The 17,995-nt window shown below is 64.9% G+C and carries 14 protein-coding genes; 7 read left to right on the forward strand and 7 right to left on the reverse strand.

The features are described from left to right. The 3 genes from JQ580_RS25180 to JQ580_RS25190 form a co-directional block, all read right to left on the reverse strand. Window positions 1–1,281, reverse strand: a complete 1,281-nt coding sequence (locus tag JQ580_RS25180; protein ID WP_212282895.1) for a cytochrome P450 — start codon at window positions 1,279–1,281, stop codon at window positions 1–3. Next, window positions 1,278–4,301 (reverse strand): ATP-binding protein, encoded by a 3,024-nt coding sequence (locus tag JQ580_RS25185; protein WP_249134414.1) that lies wholly within the window; start codon window positions 4,299–4,301, stop codon window positions 1,278–1,280. Before JQ580_RS25185 ends, JQ580_RS25180 begins: the two co-directional genes overlap by 4 nt. 662 nt (window positions 4,302–4,963) lie before the next feature. Then, complete coding sequence (locus JQ580_RS25190; protein ID WP_212282897.1) at window positions 4,964–6,316, reverse strand: Nramp family divalent metal transporter; 1,353 nt, start codon at window positions 6,314–6,316, stop codon at window positions 4,964–4,966. Window positions 6,317–6,484: 168 nt separating this feature from the next. Here JQ580_RS25190 and JQ580_RS25195 point away from each other — a divergent pair, with 168 nt between their 5' ends. Next, window positions 6,485–7,729, forward strand: coding sequence for an MFS transporter (locus JQ580_RS25195; RefSeq protein WP_212282898.1), 1,245 nt, complete (start codon window positions 6,485–6,487; stop codon window positions 7,727–7,729). A 114-nt stretch (window positions 7,730–7,843) separates the two neighbouring features. Here JQ580_RS25195 and JQ580_RS25200 read toward each other — a convergent pair whose 3' ends face one another. Next, window positions 7,844–9,103: an adenylate/guanylate cyclase domain-containing protein gene (locus JQ580_RS25200; RefSeq protein WP_212282899.1), complete on the reverse strand. Its 1,260-nt coding sequence runs from the start codon at window positions 9,101–9,103 to the stop codon at window positions 7,844–7,846. A gap of 178 nt (window positions 9,104–9,281) precedes the next feature. On the opposite strand from JQ580_RS25200, the gene JQ580_RS25205 reads away from it, so the two are divergent. Beyond that, complete coding sequence (locus JQ580_RS25205; RefSeq protein WP_212282900.1) at window positions 9,282–10,439, forward strand: MFS transporter; 1,158 nt, start codon at window positions 9,282–9,284, stop codon at window positions 10,437–10,439. Between the two features lie 31 nt (window positions 10,440–10,470). Next, window positions 10,471–10,662 (forward strand): hypothetical protein, encoded by a 192-nt coding sequence (locus JQ580_RS25210; RefSeq protein WP_212282901.1) that lies wholly within the window; start codon window positions 10,471–10,473, stop codon window positions 10,660–10,662. A 31-nt stretch (window positions 10,663–10,693) separates the two neighbouring features. Here JQ580_RS25210 and dmeF read toward each other — a convergent pair whose 3' ends face one another. Beyond that, window positions 10,694–11,671, reverse strand: coding sequence for a CDF family Co(II)/Ni(II) efflux transporter DmeF (gene dmeF / locus JQ580_RS25215; protein ID WP_212282902.1), 978 nt, complete (start codon window positions 11,669–11,671; stop codon window positions 10,694–10,696). A 192-nt stretch (window positions 11,672–11,863) separates the two neighbouring features. Between dmeF and JQ580_RS25220 the strand changes: the two genes are divergently transcribed. Both JQ580_RS25220 and chrA read left to right on the forward strand, forming a co-directional pair. Beyond that, window positions 11,864–12,682: a chromate resistance protein ChrB domain-containing protein gene (locus JQ580_RS25220; protein ID WP_212282903.1), complete on the forward strand. Its 819-nt coding sequence runs from the start codon at window positions 11,864–11,866 to the stop codon at window positions 12,680–12,682. Next, complete coding sequence (gene chrA / locus JQ580_RS25225) at window positions 12,682–14,067, forward strand: chromate efflux transporter (RefSeq protein ID WP_212282904.1); 1,386 nt, start codon at window positions 12,682–12,684, stop codon at window positions 14,065–14,067. The genes JQ580_RS25220 and chrA overlap by 1 nt, the downstream gene beginning before the upstream one ends. A gap of 130 nt (window positions 14,068–14,197) precedes the next feature. Here the strand turns inward: chrA and JQ580_RS25230 are convergent, their stop codons facing one another. After that, on the reverse strand, window positions 14,198–15,388 hold the full coding sequence (locus JQ580_RS25230) for an HWE histidine kinase domain-containing protein (protein WP_212282905.1): 1,191 nt from the start codon (window positions 15,386–15,388) through the stop codon (window positions 14,198–14,200). Between JQ580_RS25230 and JQ580_RS25235 the strand changes: the two genes are divergently transcribed. Further along, complete coding sequence (locus JQ580_RS25235; protein WP_212282906.1) at window positions 15,387–15,839, forward strand: hypothetical protein; 453 nt, start codon at window positions 15,387–15,389, stop codon at window positions 15,837–15,839. The genes JQ580_RS25230 and JQ580_RS25235 overlap by 2 nt on opposite strands. A gap of 809 nt (window positions 15,840–16,648) precedes the next feature. Here JQ580_RS25235 and JQ580_RS25240 read toward each other — a convergent pair. Then, window positions 16,649–16,888: a helix-turn-helix transcriptional regulator gene (locus JQ580_RS25240; RefSeq protein WP_311982484.1), complete on the reverse strand. Its 240-nt coding sequence runs from the start codon at window positions 16,886–16,888 to the stop codon at window positions 16,649–16,651. Window positions 16,889–16,946: 58 nt separating this feature from the next. Between JQ580_RS25240 and JQ580_RS25245 the strand changes: the two genes are divergently transcribed. Beyond that, on the forward strand, window positions 16,947–17,312 hold the full coding sequence (locus JQ580_RS25245; protein ID WP_212282907.1) for a hypothetical protein: 366 nt from the start codon (window positions 16,947–16,949) through the stop codon (window positions 17,310–17,312). Window positions 17,313–17,995 lie beyond the last annotated feature (683 nt).

The raw sequence follows: 17,995 nt of genomic DNA on the forward strand, positions 1-17,995 counted from the left end.
TCAGGTGATCCGCATGCGCATGGACAACATCAGCGGCCCATCATAGGTGATGGCCTTGCCTTCGCCGCGCGCCAGTTGCAGCCGGGGCAACGTCAGCAATCCGATGAGAGCGCTCGTCAGGATGTCCACCGCGTGGTCCCGGGCAGGACATTGGCGATAGCCATATCCGAACATGAGATAGCGCAAGGGATCTTCCTTGCCCCAGTTGCGATTGGGACAAAAACGACCGCTGTCGGGGACCGCGCTCGGATCGAACAGAGCAGCGACCGACAGCAGGGAAATCTTGCCGCCACCTGGGCATTTGGCGTTTTGCCGGGCGCCCGTCTGCAGCTCCGTGTCGCGGGGCACGTCGCGCGCCAACAGCGGAAAGATCGGCCGGAAACGCATGAGCTCGAGCACATGGTCGCGCACGTCTCTGCGGAAATCGGCGTCGATCCAGACGCGATCCCCGAGACTCCTGGCCCGCAACCACAGCTGGTCGTAGACCTTGGGGCGGCCGAGGAGTTCCTGCACGACGAGGGCTCCCGACTGAACGGTGACCGGATGCGAAATCCAGGCAAGCCCGACCGCGTTTCGTTCGATGTCTTCAGATGCGCTCTTGATACCCCACGCGGTGCCGATGGGGCCGGTCACGCGATCGATGCGCGCCTGAAGCGCATCTCCGCAGGTCTCCGCCCGCCGCCGAAGCTCGAGTGTCGCCAGGCTGCCGGCCAGCAATTGACCGGCAACATACCGGATCTCCAGCATGTACTGCCGTTGCAGGCCCTCATCGACGGCGCCTTGCGCAGATTGGTCCGTTGATCCCGCGACCACTGCGTCGGTCGCCGATCCGAACAGCGGCTTCATGGCGTGGAATACGACCCACATCAGATAACCTTCGATCAGATCGAAAGTGCGCTCGCCGGCTTGAAGGATAGCGATCCGTTTCCTGGCTTCCTCGTCGGACGCGTTTGGAACGTCGAGGGCGTCGAGGCGCTCGTGCACCAGATCTCTGTCGGCCGTGTAGGTCGGGCCGGGATCCATCCCGATCAGATAGTCGCCGGAAACCATGTTGGCCGCATGCGCCGTGTTTGAAAAGCTGCGCGTGCGCTCCAGCACATCCTTGACAGCGCTGGCACGTGCCACCACGCCGAACCGGCCGCCGATCGCAGGCCAGCGCCGAAGCAGCGCCCCGATCGCACGCAGAACCGTCGTGTGGCGGTTGAGCCAGCAGAACAGACCGTAGGAGAGACTGCGCGCTCCCGGCGGCAACGCGTCGGGTTCATAGGTCGAGAGTTTCATGCTGCGTACCCGTCTTTCCGCCAATCTGCGAGCGCCGCGGCGGCCCGTCTGCGGCAATGAGGCATGCCCAGACGCTCCGCCGCCTCGGCTGCTCGCTTGAAATGCGCTTCGGCACCTGCGAGATCGCCGGCCTGCCGCAAGGTCTCCGCAAGCTCGTACAGGGCTTCGGTCTGGTGTCCGTATTCCTCAGCGGCCTGCTCCACCGCCTTGCGTCCGACAACCATCGCATCGTCCAGTCGGCCGACCTTGCGATAGGCGACGCCCAGGCTCACGCGCATGAACGTCCTGCCGTAAGGCCCGGCTGCCTCGTAGATGCGATCGGCGAATCCCTTCTCCAGCATGGGCACCGCTTCTGCGGCCTTGCCGTTGCGCGCCAGCGCGCTGCCGAGAACGCCGGTGCACACGGAAAGCATGGTCGGCACGTTGTACATCATGCATTGCTGCACACCCGTGCGCATCAAGAACTCGGCACGGTCGAGCTCGTCGCGTTCGATCCAGATCTGCGATTGGACAGTGTCGATCAACAGACGGGAATATGGGTGATCGATGTTCGATAGAATCTCATAGCTTCTGGCACAGAAATCATCGGCAGCGGCGCCATCCCCGAGGCGCCACAGCGTGCTGGCAAGAAACGCGTACAGGTTGACGATCGGAATCGCGGCCCAGCCGGGCTGGACATAGTGCGCCGATAGTTCGCGTTGGTAATCGGACAGCAGGCCTCGGCCTTCGGCAGCCGCTTCCGCGTATCGGCCGAGCGCATGCAAGTGCATCAGGCGGGCCTGATGCGCCGCCATCATCATGTGGCGACGCTGTGCGAGGCGCGCCGCTTCAAGGCCCTGCGAAGCGTAGCGCAGCCCTTGTTCGAAACGACCGCGCATCCAGAGAAATACTGCGGTCTCGGTCGAAACCGCTGCCCTTGCACGCTGATCGTTCAGTTGCACGGCGATGGCTTCAGCCCGCTCCATGTTGTCGAAGATCTCGTCGATCTGCCCGAGCGCCATCATTGCACCGATGGCCTCCAGTCGCAGCGCGAGCTCAAGGGTCTGCGCCGTCGTCGCTCCCTCGACGCGTTGTGCCGCCTGAATGCCCTTCTCCAGCAATTGGACGGCCTCCCGATTGGCCGAGCGCGAGATGGCACGAGCCATCGACTTGACGGAGAATTTTGCCGCCTGCTCCCATTCCTCGCCCCCGAAGGCGTGATGCGCCAGGGCCGGCGCGGCATCGACATCGGTCGCGCCGGGCTGCGCATGCAGCGCCAGGAAGGCCTGGCGATGCAGCGCCTTGAGCCTGGCACGCGTGAGGACGCCGAGCACGACGTCACGAACCAACGCATGACGGAACGCGAAGGCGTGCGACCCGCGCGAGCTCCTCGCCTGATCCGGGCCCGTCAACAAGCCGGACGCGACACAGAGACCCAACAACTCTTCGGCGCGCTCGAGGTCCACGGCCTGCATCGCGGCAACCAGGTCGTGCGTGATGGGATCCCCGAGGATGGCCGCGGCCTCGATCGCCGACTTGGCTGCGTCGGGCAGCCTGTCGACGCGCGCCCCGATCACCGCCGCGATGGAGCCCGGCACGCGCAGCTCGCCGAAAGGCCTCTGCAAGCGGTAGGCGCCGGGGGTTCCCTCCAGCGATCCGTCGTCGATCAGCGTAAAAACGAGTTGCTCCAGGAAGAAGGGATTGCCGTCGGCGCGCGAGACCAGTTCGCTCGTGATGCCGAGCACGGACGGATCGTCGCCGAGACAAGCGCGGGCGAGCCGGAGCATCTCTCCATCCCCGAGCGGCTCGATCGTATGCTCGGCAAACCAGGACGCCCGCCCCCACTGGTGCTCGAAATCCGGACGATAGGTGACGCAAATCAGGACCGGCAGGCCCTGAAGTTTGGGAAGCAGGCCCTCGAACAGCCGCCGGCTCTCGCGATCGGCCAGGAAGACATCCTCGAGCGCGAGCACGAATGCGCCAGACCGCACGCGCCTGCGCACGAGCCAAAGCAACGCCTCGCCGATCCGGCGCCGTCGTTGCGCCGGGTTCAGCGCCAACCAGGCCTTATCCGGCGCCGCAAGTCCCAGGAGATCATTGACCGCCGCCAGATGCTCGGCGCCGTCATCGGGCCACTCCGCCATCAACGCCTGCTTGGCGGAATCCCGAATGTCGGCCGCACTGGTTTGCGGAAGCCCGACCAGACTTGCGGTCAGATCGGTGGCGGTACTGTAGGCACGCGTGCTCGCATACCCTCTTGCCTGCGAGAAGCAGATCTCGATCCCCTCTCGTGCGAGGCTGTCCATCCAGTCGACGATCAGGCGCGACTTGCCGATCCCGGCATCGCCGCACAACCCGATCGTTCGCATGCCGGACGTCTGAACGGTCTGCAACGTCTCTTCGAGGATTCTCAGCGTGTGTTCGCGTCCGATCAGAGGCGCCCAGCGTGGCTTCCGCGTCAACGGCGCGGCCGCCGAACTTTCGGTCTCCACCACGACTTCATGCACTTCGATCGGAACATCGAGTCCGCGTACGGCCCGCACGCCGGCCGTACGCGTGTCGATCTGCTGCGCGACCAGCCGCTGCGTCGCGGCGCTGATCAGTATGCCGCCGGGCGGCGCCATCTTCTCGAGCCGCGACGCGAGATGAATCGTCTTTCCGTCCGCGCCGTAATGGGACCATCGGTACTGTCCGACGATACCGACCAGCACCTCGCCCGAGTTGATACCGATGCGCAGCATCGGGCTGACGATGCCACCGATGTCGTGGCCGGGAATGGATGCTCTCTGCATCTTGAGAGCGGCAAGGCACGCCCGCAGGGCGTGGTCTTCCTGGGCCACGGGTGCGCCGAACAAGGCGACGAGGCCATCGCCGAGCAACTGGCTCACCGTGCCGCCATAGGTCTCGACCGCCTCAGCCAACCGGTCCAGCGCCCTGCCGAGATAGGCGCGGGCTTCCTCGGGGTCGACATGCTGCACCAGCGAGGTCGAATTGCAGAGGTCGACGAACAGCACGCTGACCTGCTTGTTTTCAGTCAGCATCTGCGAGCGAACCGGAATATGATGGTGCAGCTCAACGACGCGCGCATCGCGGTTCAGGGCGCCCGGCTCTTCCGCGTTACGATTGAGACTCGCGCCGCATTGAGAGCAGAAGCGATGCTCAGGGGAAATATTGGCTGAACAAGCGGGGCACCTGGTCACGGCAGCACACACTCATCAATGACTTGAACGAATTACAAATGCGTCTTGGCTTGAACATCGCCTCTTCGAGGCGCGCACCCGCTCAGTAGAAATCAAGCTGTCGATCAATCCAAAAGATCAAACCAAATATTCGTGCGCCAATCATATTCGCGCACAACCGAAAGATGAATCCGGATAATTGCAGTTGCCGCTCTGGTCCGGCGCAGGATCCGCCGATCATCCCGCCGGAAGCAAAATCAATGCTGAAACACGGGTTATTATTGTACGCCCGGCCAGCAATTGCAACCCGTATACGCCTGTCGCACAAATTGAAAAGTGACAGTGAACCAAACCGATCCCGACATGTCCCTCAGCCAACCTGCGCGCGAAAACCGGGAACAAATCGCCATCCGACACATCTCGCGGGGGGCGGAGGTTCGCATTCGGGAAGGTCATACCCGCTGTCTGATCGGGGGCGGTCGAGCACGCCCCACTTGGACGGGCCGTACGGATCGCCGCCGTCCTCACCCGAACAGCGTGTCCACCAGCAGCTTCACGTTCAAGACCACGATGACGCCGGCGACGATCCAGGCGATCGCCGCGACATATCCCGGAATCGCGAACTGTCCCATCTTGCGACGGTCGGAGACAAAGCGAACCAGCGGGATCACCGCGAAGGGCAGTTGCATCGATAGCACGACCTGGCTGAACACCAGGAGGTCCGCCGTGCCGCGTTCGCCATAGATCGCGGTGACGACGATCACCGGAATGATGGCGATGCCGCGCGTGAGCAGGCGGCGCGCCCAGCTCGGCAGGCGCAGGTCGAGAAAGCCCTCCATCACGATCTGGCCGGCGAGCGTCGCCGTCACGGTCGAATTCAGGCCCGAGGCGAGCAGCGCCACCGCGAACAAGGTCGAGGCGATTCCGAGGCCGAGCAGCGGCGACAGCAGCTCGAAGGCCTGGCCGATCTCGGCAACGTCGGAATGGCCGCTCTTGTGAAAGGTCGCCGCCGCCACGATGAGGATCGCGGCGTTGATGAACAGCGCCAGCATCAGGGCGATGGTCGAGTCCGTCGTCGCCCATTTGATCGCCTCGCGGCGGCCCGCGTCGTTGCGCTCATAGGCGCGCGTCTGCACGATCGAGGAGTGCAGATAGAGATTGTGCGGCATCACCGTCGCGCCGATGATGCCGATTGCGATGTAGAGCATCTCGGGGTTGGTGAAGATCTCGCTCTTCGGCATGAAGCCGTGCAGGACCGCGGCGACCGGCGGCGCCGCCGCCACGATCTGGACCGCGAAGCAGACCGCGATCACCCCGAGCAGCGCGATGACGAAGGCTTCGAGGAAACGGAAGCCGCGGTTCATCAGGAGCAGCAGCAGGAAGGCATCGAGCGCCGCGAGCAGCGCCCCGCCGATCAGGGGAATGCCGAACAGCAGCTTCAGTGCGATCGCGGTGCCGATGACTTCGGCGAGATCGCAGGCGATGATCGCCGCCTCGCAGGCCAGCCAGAGCAGGAAGTTGACCGGCGGCGAATAGGTGCCGCGGCAGGCCTGCGCCAGGTCGCGGTCGGTGACGATGCCAAGCCGTGCCGCCAGCGACTGCAGCAGGATCGCCATAAGGTTCGAGAGCAGGATGACCGAGAGCAGCGTGTAGCCGAACTTCGAGCCACCGGCGAGGTCGGTCGCCCAATTGCCGGGGTCCATGTAGCCGACGGAGACCAGATAGCCCGGCCCGACAAAGGCGAGCAGCCGGCGCCACCAGACGCCACCAACCGGGACGGCAACCGAGGCGTTGACCTCGGGGAGGCTCTTGGTGACGGGCGCATCAGCGCGCCAGCCGGCGGCGTCGGGGGTCAAATCAGGCGTTCGGGCATCCATGCGAGCAGAATACCGAGTTCGCGGCTTATTGCAACTCATTTGCAACTGCATCTAGTGGCTTGGGGCCCCGCTCCGGCCCGTGATCCGCCGCCGTGTCGGGAAACGGGTGGGTGCGGCGGCCCTTTGCGCCGGATACTGGCGCCAACCCGACATTGCAGAAAATGAGCCATGTCAAAGCCGCCTCGCCTCCCCGACACGTTTAACCGCCTCGCCTGGTCCAACCTCGCGGCCCAGTCGGCCGAGCAGATCGCATTGGCCGCGGCCCCGATCGTCGCCGTGCTCACGCTCGGGGTCGCGGAAGGCCAGACTGGTCTGTTGCAGACCGCGCTGACCCTGCCCTTCGTGCTGTTCGCAATTCCGGCCGGCCTGCTCGCCGACCGCATCGCGCGGCGCTCGCTGATGGCCGGCGCCGAGGCGCTGCGGGCTGTGGCCCTAGGGACAATCGTGCTGCTGCTCGCGCTCGACGCGCTCAATCTTCCGCTGCTGGCGCTGCTCGGCTTCGCAGCCGTGTGCGGCACCGTCGTCTACAGCGTGGCCGCTCCGGCGCTGGTGCCCTCCCTGGTGAGCTCCGATCTCCTGCCGGCGGCGAATGCCCGCATCGAGCTCGCGCGCACCGTCGCCTTTGCCAGCGGCCCTGCCCTTGGCGGCGCACTGGTGGGCTGGTGGGGCGCGAGCCCGGCCTTCGGCTTTGCCGCGGCGCTCTCGGCCGTCGCTGTCGTGCTGCTGTCCGGCATCTACGAACCCGCACGCGCGCCCGCCCCGCGGCGCCATCCGTCGCAGGACATCCGCGAGGGCGCGGCGTTCGTGTTTCACCATAAGCTGCTGCGGCCGGTGTTCATCACCCAGTTCATCTTCAACACCGGCTGGTTCCTGCAGATCGCGGTGTTCGTGCCCTATGCCGTTCGCCATCTCGGTCTCACCGCCGCCGGAATCGGCACGGTGCTGACCATGTACGGCGTCGGCATGGTGATCGGCGCGCTGCTTGCCACCCGCGTGATGCGGCGCATCGCCTTCGGCACCGTGGTCGGCCTCGGCCCGGTTACCGGCTTCGTTGCGGCGGTGGTGATGGCGCTGACGGTGCTGGTCCCCTCGCCCTTTCTCGCCGCGCTGAGCTTCTTCCTGCTCGGCGTCGGACCGATCCTGTGGGTGATCTCGACCACGACGCTGCGCCAGTCGGTGACGCCGCCGCGCCTGCTCGGCCGCGTCTCCGCCATCAACATCATGAGCTACGGCGCCCGCCCGCTCGGCTCGGCGCTGGGCGCCATCGTCGGCGGCCTCTGGAGCGCGGAAGTGTGCCTCTACCTCGCAGCCGCCGTGTTCGGCCTGCAGGCGTTGGTGATCTGGCTGTCGCCGGCGGTGGCGCTGGATCGGCAGCCGGGCATGGTGGGCGACGAGGTTGCGGCGCGGTGCTGACCACAACCGTCATTGCGAGGCGCGCAGCGACGAAGCAATCCAGGATTTTTCCGCTGGGACAGCCTGGATTGCTGCGCTTCACTCACGATGACAGCGTACGTGGAAACAGCCGGGCTAGTTCGCCAGATACCGCTCGTAGCTGCCCGTCACCGGCTCGCTGGCGTCGACTTCGGGATCGAGCGTGTAGAGATCCTGCGCCCGGCCGATGCCGCGCAGGGCGTAGCGGCCGGTGGAGACGAGATAGCGTCGCCCGGCGGCATCGAGGCCCTGATAAAATTCGGATGAGGCCAGCAGCTCGCGGTCGACCGAGCGGCTCATCGAGGCGATGCGGCTGACCTCGTTCACCGTCGGGCCGACCACGGTGAAGTCGAGCCGGTCCTCGCTGCCGATATTGCCGTAGAAGACCTCGCCGACATGCAGGCCGATATAGGCCGAGGTGGTGGGACGGCCAGCGGCCTCGCGCCGCTTGTTCAGCGCCGCGATGTTCTTGCGGAACAGATGTTCGGCGCGCAGCGCCGCGCGGCGCGCATCCGCCATGTCCTCGCCCCAGAACATCGCGAGCACGCCGTCGCCGATCAGCTTGAGCACGTCGCCGCCGGCCTCGTGGATCGGGTCGATGACGGCCTGCGCGTAGTCGTTGAGGAACGGGATGATCTCGTCGGGCGCGATACTCTCGCTGATCCCGGTCGAGCCGCGCAAATCCGAATACCACAGAACGGCATTGATACGCTCGGTGACGCCGCGCGAGATGCGCCCGCGCAAGACCTGCTCGGAGGCGTCGCGGCCGAGATAGACGCGGCCGAGCGTGCGGGCGATGTCGACCTGCTGCGCCGACTTGATCGCGAGCCCCAGCACCGGCACGAGATCGCGCAAAGCCTCCAGCTCACTGTCGCTGAAGCCGCTATCGCGGCGCGTCGTCCAGCAGGAATAAAGGCAGTCCATCAGGCCGAGCGCGCCATTCTCGCCGAAGCGATGCACGAAGGCGAGATAGTGCTTGTGGCCTTTTTCGGCGAGCTCGCCGATCTGCGAAAAATCCAGCGACGGTGCGTCGGCGAGATCGATCACCATCTCGTCGTGGCCATTCTCCAGCATGTGGAAAAACACCGAGCGGCGCCAGCTTGCGGCAGCGTCGCCGTCGGCGGTCGAGCCGTATTCGAACGCGTCGCTCTCGTTGCTGGGACGGTCGCTCCAGCGGAAGCCGCGGCCCTCGTAGATCGGATGCAACGTGTCGATCACGACCAGCGCGCGCGACAGGTCGAGCCCTTCGGCGCAGCAGCGCTCGCAGAAGCCGCGGAGCAGCTCGATTTCGGGCAGGCCCGTGAGCCCCTGGCCGGTCAGCCAGTTCATCAGTGCAAGGCGCGAGGTCAATTGCATGCGCCATTATGGCGTGCATTCGTGACGAGCGGAAGGCCACGCACGAACGTCATGCAACCAAAGGCGCCGTCTCAGTCTCCCGTCCGCGGCAGGCCAAACATGCCGCAGCCGCGGTTGACGCGCTGTCATTGCCGCTGCAAAGGGAACCGATGACATCGCCGACTAGAAATACGGCAATATGAGCCAGCGCCAGCTTCCGATCATCCTGGCGCTCGGCACCACGCAGACGCTGGCCTGGGCCTCCAGCTATTACCTGCCGGCGCTGATCGCCGATCCCATGGCGCGCGACCTCGGCGTCTCCTCCAACTGGATCTTCGGTGCGTTTTCGGCCTCGCTGGTGATCTCGGCGATGCTCGGCCCCCGCATCGGACGGCAGATCGATCTCGTCGGCGGCCGGCAGGTGCTGTCGGCCTCGAACCTGACGATCGCCGCCGGCCTCGCGCTGCTTGGCTTCGCGCATTCCGTTCCAGTGATGGTGTTCGCCTGGTTCGTGCTCGGCATCGGCATGGCGATGGGACTCTACGACGCCGCCTTCGCTGCGCTGGGGCGCATCTACGGCACCGAGGCGCGCAGGCCCATCACCGGCATCACGCTGATGGCGGGCTTCGCTTCCACCGTCGGCTGGCCGCTCACAGCCTGGGGCCTGTCGCATCTCGGCTGGCGCGAGACCTGCTTTGCGTGGGCCGCCGCCAACATCCTGATCGGCCTGCCGCTCAACTTCTTCATGCTGCCCTCGATCAAGGGCGCCAAACAGGCGGCGGCGACGGCCGAGAAGCCGCATCTGCCGCTCGACCGCACCATGGTCCTGCTGGCCTTCATCTTCGCGGCGGTCTGGACCGTCACCGGCGCCATGGCCGCGCATTTCCCGCGCATACTGGAGACGACGGGGGCGACGCCCGCCGAAGCCATCGCGGCCGGTGCCTTGATCGGCCCGGCGCAAGTCGGGGCCCGCATGTTGGAGGCCGGCTTCCTCAGCCGCTTCCATCCGCTGTGGTCGACCCGGCTCGCGTGCCTCACCCACCCGATCGGCGCGGTGATCGTGGCAATCTTCGGCGGTGCCGCGGCGAGCGCGTTCGCGCTGTTCCACGGCTCGGGCAACGGCATATTGACGATCGCGCGCGGCACGCTGCCGCTGTCGATCTTCGGGCCGAAGGATTTCGGCTACCGTCTCGGCATCATCGGCGCCCCCGCACGGATGGCGCAGGCGGTGGCGCCGCTGGCCTTCGGCCTGCTGATCGACGTCATGGGCGCCAAGGTGCTGATCGTCTCCTCCGCGCTCAGCCTCTCGGCGCTGGCGGCCCTGTTCCTGATCCGCACGAGCGCCCGGCCCGATTGACCGCGCGACGGCTTTCGCGCACAAGCGGGTCATGAGCCAAGACAACAGCCCGCCCCGCACATTCAAGGGACTCCTGCGCTGGGCGACCACGCCGCCGCAGGCCTGGGGCGTCTATCTCCTCGCCATCATCCTAGTGTGGCTGGTCTCGTTCTACGCCGGTACGCTGAAGCCGAAGAAGACGCCGGACGCGAGCCCGGCCACGGTGGCGGCACCGAAAAGCTGAACTCCGCCCCGGCACTGGTCCCGTAACCCCGTCAATGCGGGCAGGTCTCGACCTCGACGGTGACATGGCTGAGGCCCTTCAATCCCGCGAGCCGCCGCTTGTAGATCGCCGGCTGCTTCGGCTTGTCCGACACCACCGAGAGCAGCACGGCGCAATGGCCGGGGCCGACCCGCCACAGATGCAGATCGGTGACGCGGTCGTCGCCGACCTCCATGCGTGCGCGGATCACCCGCTCCAGCTTCTCGTCGGCGCGCACGTCGAGCAGCACCGCGCCCGATGTCTTGACCAGGCCGAAGGCCCAGCTCGCGATCACCGCGCTGCCAATCAGGCCGACGGCCGGATCGGCCCAGGCCCATCCGGAGTACATCGCCACAGCCAGAGCCGCGATCGCGAGCACCGATGTCGCGGCATCCGCCATGACGTGGACATAGGCGGCGCGAAGATTGTTGTCGTGATGATCGTGATGGTGGCCGCGATGATCGTGATCGTCATCATCATCGTGCGCGTGCGCGTGACCGTGGCCATGATCATGGCCGTGATGATGGTGCTCGTGGCTGTCGCGCAGCAGCCACGCGCTGGCGAGATTGACACAGAGCCCGAGCACCGCCACCGCGATCGCCTCGCCGTACACGATCGGCACCGGCGTGAACAGCCGCAGCACGCTCTCATAGGCGATCTCGACCGCGATCAGCCCGAGGATGATCGCACTGGCGAAGGCGGCGAGATCGCCGAACTTGCCGGTGCCGAAGGTGAAATGCGCATTCCCCAGATGCCGCCGCGCGAAGCGGTAGGCGAAGGCGGCGATGCCCAGCGCGGCCGCATGCGTGCCCATGTGCCAGCCGTCGGCGAGCAGCGCCATCGAGCCGAACAGCGAGCCGGCGACGATCTCGCCGACCATCATGACCAGAGTCAGGACGACCACGAGCCAGGTGCGCCGCTCGTTCTCGTCGTGCTTGTCGCCGAGGAAGGCGTGGTCATGGGTCCACTGCTCGATGGAACGGGAATGCATCGCAAAGTCTCCGGAATCTCGGTCTGCAACTCAATATAGGCCGGCAGGCACGGACTTCTAAGGCCCAATCGAGTAATGGATTGACAGTTCCGGATAGTTTCGCTGTAATCGCGCCATGGGGATTTGAGCGATCTCCCCACGAGGCGACATGCCCAAGTATCGCGTCCCGTTTCGTTTATGCGAGGACGCATCATGTCAACGTTTACGACCATATCATCCGACAAACTGACCCGGCTGATCGGCACGGCGAACGCCCCGGTCCTGATCGACGTGCGCACGGACGAGGATTTTGCCGCCGACCCCAGGCTGATCCCCGGCTCCATCAAGCTCAGCCACAATAATGTCTCCGGCTGGGGCAGCGAGCTTTCCGGCCGCTCCGCCATTGTCGCCTGCCTTCGCGGCGCAAAGCTCGCGCAGGGCACGGCGGCCTGGCTGCGGCAGCTCGGCGTGCAGGCCGAGACGCTGGAGGGCGGCTTCGAAGGCTGGAAGGATGCCAAGCTGCCGCTGGTCGATGCATCGAAACTGCCGCCGCGCGATGCCAAAGGCCGCACCGTCTGGGTAACGCGGGCGCGGCCGAAGGTGGACCGTATCGCCTGCCCTTGGCTGATCCGCCGCTTCGTCGATCCCAACGCGGTGTTCCTGTATGTGGCGCCGTCTGAGGTGGTCGCCGTCGGCGAGCGGTTCGGCGCGGCCCCCTTCGACATCGAGAACGTGTTCTGGAGTCACCGCGGCGAACTCTGCACCTTCGACGTCATGATCGAGGAGTTCGGGATCGCGACCCCGGCGTTGCTGCGGCTGGCAACGCTGGTGCGCGGCGCCGACACCGCGCGGCCGGATCTCGCGCCGGAGGCGCCCGGCCTGCTCGCAGCCTCGCTCGGGCTGTCGCGGATGTACGACGACGACATCGAACAGCTCGAAGCCGGCATGCTGCTCTACGACGCCTTCTACCGCTGGTGCCGCGACGCCACCGGCGAGACCCACAACTGGCCGACCAACAAAGTGAAGGCGTGATGGATACCCGCGTCGATCAAACGGGAGCTGATGCCGGTCACGGCATCAGCTTCAATGAAGCGTTTCGCGTCTGGCTTCGCGTCGCCTGCCTGAGCTTCGGCGGGCCCGCGGGCCAGATCGCGGTGATGCATCGCATCCTGGTCGAGGAGAAGAAGTGGATCTCTGAGGGCCGTTTCCTGCATGCGCTGAACTATTGCATGCTACTGCCGGGACCGGAGGCGCAACAGCTCGCCACCTATATCGGCTGGCTGATGCATCGCACTGCCGGCGGACTGATGGCGGGCGGGCTGTTCATCCTCCCCGGCATCGTCGCCATCATGGGCCTCAGCTATATCTACGCCGCCTTCGGGAATGTCAGCTTCGTCGAGGCGCTGTTCTTCGGGCTGAAGGCCGCCGTGCTCGCCATCGTCGTCGAGGCCGTGGTCCGCGTCGGCAAGCGCGCGCTCAAGAACCGCGTCATGATTGCGCTCGCCGCGATTGCCTTCGTCGCGATTTTCTTCTTCGCGGTCCCCTTCCCGATCATCATCATCGCCGCCGGTCTCATCGGCTATGCCGGCGCCATAAGCGGCCGGCCGGAATTCGCACCCGCCGGTCACGGCCATGGCGGCGGCAACGCCGTGGTCGACAGCATGCTCGGCGACGCCGTGCCCGCTCATGTGCGTCCCGACACCGCGCGGACGATTCGCGTCGCCGCATTGTGGCTGGCGCTCTGGCTGGTGCCGGTCGCCGCGTTGCTGCTCGCGCTCGGCCAGGGCAACGTGTTCAGCCAGATCGCCCTGTTCTTCTCGAAGATGTCGCTGGTAACTTTCGGCGGCGCCTATGCCGTGCTGGCCTATGTCGCCCAGCAGGCGGTCGAGCATTATCACTGGCTGAAGCCGCACGAGATGCTGGACGGGCTCGGCATGGCCGAGACCACGCCCGGTCCGCTGATCATGGTGCTGCAGTTCGTCGGCTTCATGGCCGCGTTCCGCGATCCCGGCGGCCTGTCGCCGATGCTGGCGGCGACCCTCGGCAGCCTGCTCGCGACCTGGGTCACCTTCACGCCCTGCTTCCTCTGGATCTTCGTCGGCGCGCCCTATATCGAGCGCCTGCGCGGCAACATTGGTTTGGCCGGCGCGCTGAGCGCCATTACCGCCGCGGTCGTCGGCGTCATCCTCAACCTCTCGATCTGGTTCGCCCTGCACACGCTGTTTCGCGAGACCGTGCCGGTGCACGCGTTTCCGCTGAACTTCGACAGGCCGGTGCCGGGAAGCGTCGATGTCCCGGCGATGCTGCTGGCGATCGCGGCGGCCACTGCGATCTTCCGGTTCAAGCTGGGCATGCTGACGGTGCTGGCGGCAAGCTGCGCGGCGGGCGTGGCGCTGCGGCTGGCGGGGCTGATCTAAAGCATCGTCTGGAAAAGCGCAGCGGTTTTTCGGAAAGATGATCGCGTCCCGTTTGCTGGCGCAAAGTGCGGTTGAGAGGACGCGGACGTTGCCTATGCCGGTCAGCAATCATCGCGGCAGCCGCGATGGTTCAGGCTGCTGCCACAACGGAGCTCAGCGGCACGTCCAGCGAATAAATGAAGCCGCTCGGTTCGTAGGCAAGCCCCACCTGACCTGCCAGTTGCTGTCCGAGAGCCCCCATCATCCGGGTGCCGAAGCTCCGCCGCACCGGCGGCGCGACCGTGGGACCTCCCCTTTCCGTCCACACAAGGCGAAGTCTCTGCTTCGCGTCGTCGACTCCCCACGCCACTTCCACGCGGCCTGTGGGGACCGACAGCGCTCCGAATTTGGTCGTGTTCGTGCACAGCTCGTTCATCGTCATCGCAAGCGCGATGACAGCTACGGAGCTGATCCTGATGTCTGGTCCATTGAAATGAAAACGACGGTCGCCATGGCTGTCATAAGGTTCCGTCGCGCTGCTCAATGTGTGAGTGAGGCTTGCATCCGCCCAACTGACCTGCAGCAACAGATCGTGGGCTCGCCCCAATGCGAGCAGCCTTCCCTCCATGGCCTTCTGTCCGTGCTCGATACTCAGCGCTCCGCGGAAGCTTTGGGACGCGATGGCGCTGACCATGGCAAGCGTATTCTTGACGCGGTGATGAAGCTCGCCCAGGATCAGCTTCTGCAGTTTGTCGGCCGCGGTTCGCTGCTCGGCGTCGATCCCGGCTTGGACCATGAGTGCCCGGGCGTCTATCTCGGCCTGTTCGAGCAGCAGGCGGAGACTGTCGTTTTCGGCCGACAGAATGGTCTCGTGTGTTGATCGGGTTGAAGGATCGGCCATTTGCGTCGGCTGAGCCGCCTCACCGGCCATCCAATCGGTAGCAGACGGAATGATCTGCAGCGCCCCTGCACCGATCATCGCCTGCAACTCAGTGACCATTTGCTCGACACCAAGCGGCTTGCCGAAGAAGCGGCTGTTGGCTGGCCTCTCTTCCTCGGACGGCTTCACTTGACCGGAAACCAAGATGATCTTGATCGATGGCCAGCGTTCGCACACCGCATGAGCGAGCTTCAGGCCGTCGATGCTGCCAGGCATTTGTATGTCGGTGAGAAGCAACGAAATATCCGAGCGGGATTCGAGGACCGAGATCGCCTCGTCGGCATTGACGGCCTCGACGGGGCAGAAGCCGGCGTCTTCCACGATATCGACGGCACGCATGCGCAGGATCATCTCGTCTTCCACGACCAGAACGTTTGGCACCTGAGTAGGATTTGTAGACATGGCAATATCTCTCTATTTCATGGCGGCCGACGCGGTGCCGACGGAGAGCCCTGATTGCCCGTCGGCCATCGGCTGGAAACGCTGCCCACTGCTTCGCTTTGGAAAACGATGGCGCGCCGGTCCGAAGCGCAGCAACGCATCTCGACACGATCACCGGCGTCCTGACGGGCTGGACGCCGAAAAGCTCGCCGCCTCGCGGCAAGGCTCGGAGAAGGAACTAACGACGCGCAGTCACCAGCCGAGCTTCCTGAAGCTTCGCTCCAGAGCCGGCATGTCGCAAACAGGAAGAGGCAAAGTTCGGCCAGACCTGCGTCGAGCAGTTCGAAACGACGGCTCGCGTCTCGAGCCGGTCGCCTTTGGCCATGGCTGCGAGTTCATCCGCTTGCACCTGAGGGGCAAATCCCGGCAACGCGATGACCGAAGCTCCGAGGACCATGAAAATCGTGAGTGACAGTAGGGATCTGATCATTTGAGACTGCTGACTTTTTGGTCTTCGATTCCTCGATATTCGAGGATCTGCAAAACAACAATCAAAGCGAGAAATTGTTCCATATTTTCGCTTATTGGTTGAATCAGGCACCTTGAAGGAATGTCCGCCTAGGAAAGATCGACGATGAGCGAAAATGCACCATCTTGCTTCCAAAGCCTTCCAAGTCGCGCGGCCTTCAGCAGAGCTTCTCGCTTGGGGCCGGGAGGCGCTGTCTCTGGACGGCTGCGAGCGACACTCGGCATTCGAGTGCGGCGTTCCCTTCGGGGAAGTGATTGGCTTGAGCATGAATGGCTCCGCGTACTTGGCTGGAGCACGGAGCTCTCAGTCGCCGATAGGCGTCCTGATGAGCCGATGATCAATCCACCAGGCGCTCATTCACCGGAAATAGATACAAAATTCGGCAGGAGACCAGGTCGCACGAGCGAGTTTGACTGCATTCCCTGCGCGCTGATCCGATTGCCGATGGCGAAAACAGCGCGGCTGCCTTTTGGCCGGAGCACCTAGTGACGACTGAGCGCCGTTGGGAAAGCGGCGCGTCGAGGCGAAGGCGAGCCCGCTCGGCTCAGCTTCCTCAGTGAAACTTTCCGGCGCCTCCGAAGAAAAGAATACTCTCATCGGGCAGAGCTTCCCGCCGTCGCGCGGGGCGACTGCTTGGCACGCGTTGGAGCGTCTTACAACATCCCACTTCGCCGACGTTCGGATGTGTCACGCGCGACGCGGCGCCGCCAGCGTCTTTGCATGTATCTCGGTTCGGCGGTCTGGGTTGCCGTCTATCGGGCCTGCTCGCGGCGCACCTCGGAAGGCGTGGCACCATAGCGGCGGCGGAAGGCGTGGTTGAAATTCGACAAGTCGCCGAACCCACTGGCGTAGGCGATCGCGGCGATCGACTGGTGGGCATGACGCGGATCGACAAGCAGGCGGTGCGCGCAGGCGAGACGGGCAATTAGCACATGCTGGGAGAAGGTCGTGCCCTCACCGTCGAACAGCATATGGATGTAGCGCGGCGTCACGCGTTGGCGTCCCCTTTAGCTTCGGTTTGACATCAAGAGGCAGATGAGAAGTTAGAGGATGAAACGCGCTCTGTTGTTCTTGTTGCTCGGCGCCGTGTTGTGCGTGGCCCTGCTCTGCGCACCACCCGCTTTGCATTCACCAAAAGCGTTCTGGCCGATCTTCCTGGGCCTGGCACCGATCATGTTTCCGTTGGCTGTCGGCCTCATGGCGATCGCCGGAGTGGTCGACTGGTTGCTGGCAGACAAGGGCTGGATTCGCATCATCGCCAGTTCGTTGGTGGCATTCGCGGTCGTCATCGTGTTTCAATACGCCACCGGGTCGGTCTCACCGCTGGTCGGCTTCGCGGGCGCAGTTCCAGCCGCCATCTGCTCGTGGCTGTCGGCGGGAAAAGGTAACGTGCAGGTCCGCAAGGAATGGGTTTGAAGCCCGCGAAACACCTGGCCAATTCCGCCACGCCGCCTGTCAAGCCCCGCCTCGTCAAATATTCCACTTTACCGAAATTCGGTTTTGTCGTACATCCGAAACACCTTGGCCCGAGACGAGGGGCGGATCGCGATCGTCACGAACCGCGGGCTGGGCAGCGATGGACGCGACGGCGTCGGGCGTGATTGGCATTGCAGGGCGGGCAACCGTGAGCAATGGCTGTTACGCGCACGACACGGCGCCGACAGCGTCTTCGCATGGCTTCGGGGGCGAGCACACGCCACCCCCGGATTCCCAGCGAGGACGTGCGCGGACGGAGAAGTCGTGTGGTCCCGACGCCCGGGGTTCTGGCGCCAAGTCTTGCGGTGATGTAGCGGCCAACCGGCGCGCGCATCAGCATTCCCGCAAGGCGACGGGGGCAATAGTGCAACGCTCCCCGAGGAGAGCACGAAGGACACCGTTAAAACCATTCGCGCAGGGAAGGCCGGGCGACCGGCAACACCTGTGGTCCAACCCGTGTGCATTTCTATCGCGCACGGATCTCGGGTGCCAGCCGGCGCCCGGCCTTCCCTGCGCCCTCGTCTTTCTCGAGGGCGCGCCGTGAAGCAAAACTCGGGCGAAACGCGCCGCGAGAAGGCAAACTCTCGTCCGCTGTTTGAGACGTGAATTGGAGAGCAATGAGC

This window comes from Bradyrhizobium sp. SZCCT0148 (assembly GCF_018129985.1).
Classification (GTDB): domain Bacteria; phylum Pseudomonadota; class Alphaproteobacteria; order Rhizobiales; family Xanthobacteraceae; genus Bradyrhizobium; species Bradyrhizobium japonicum_H.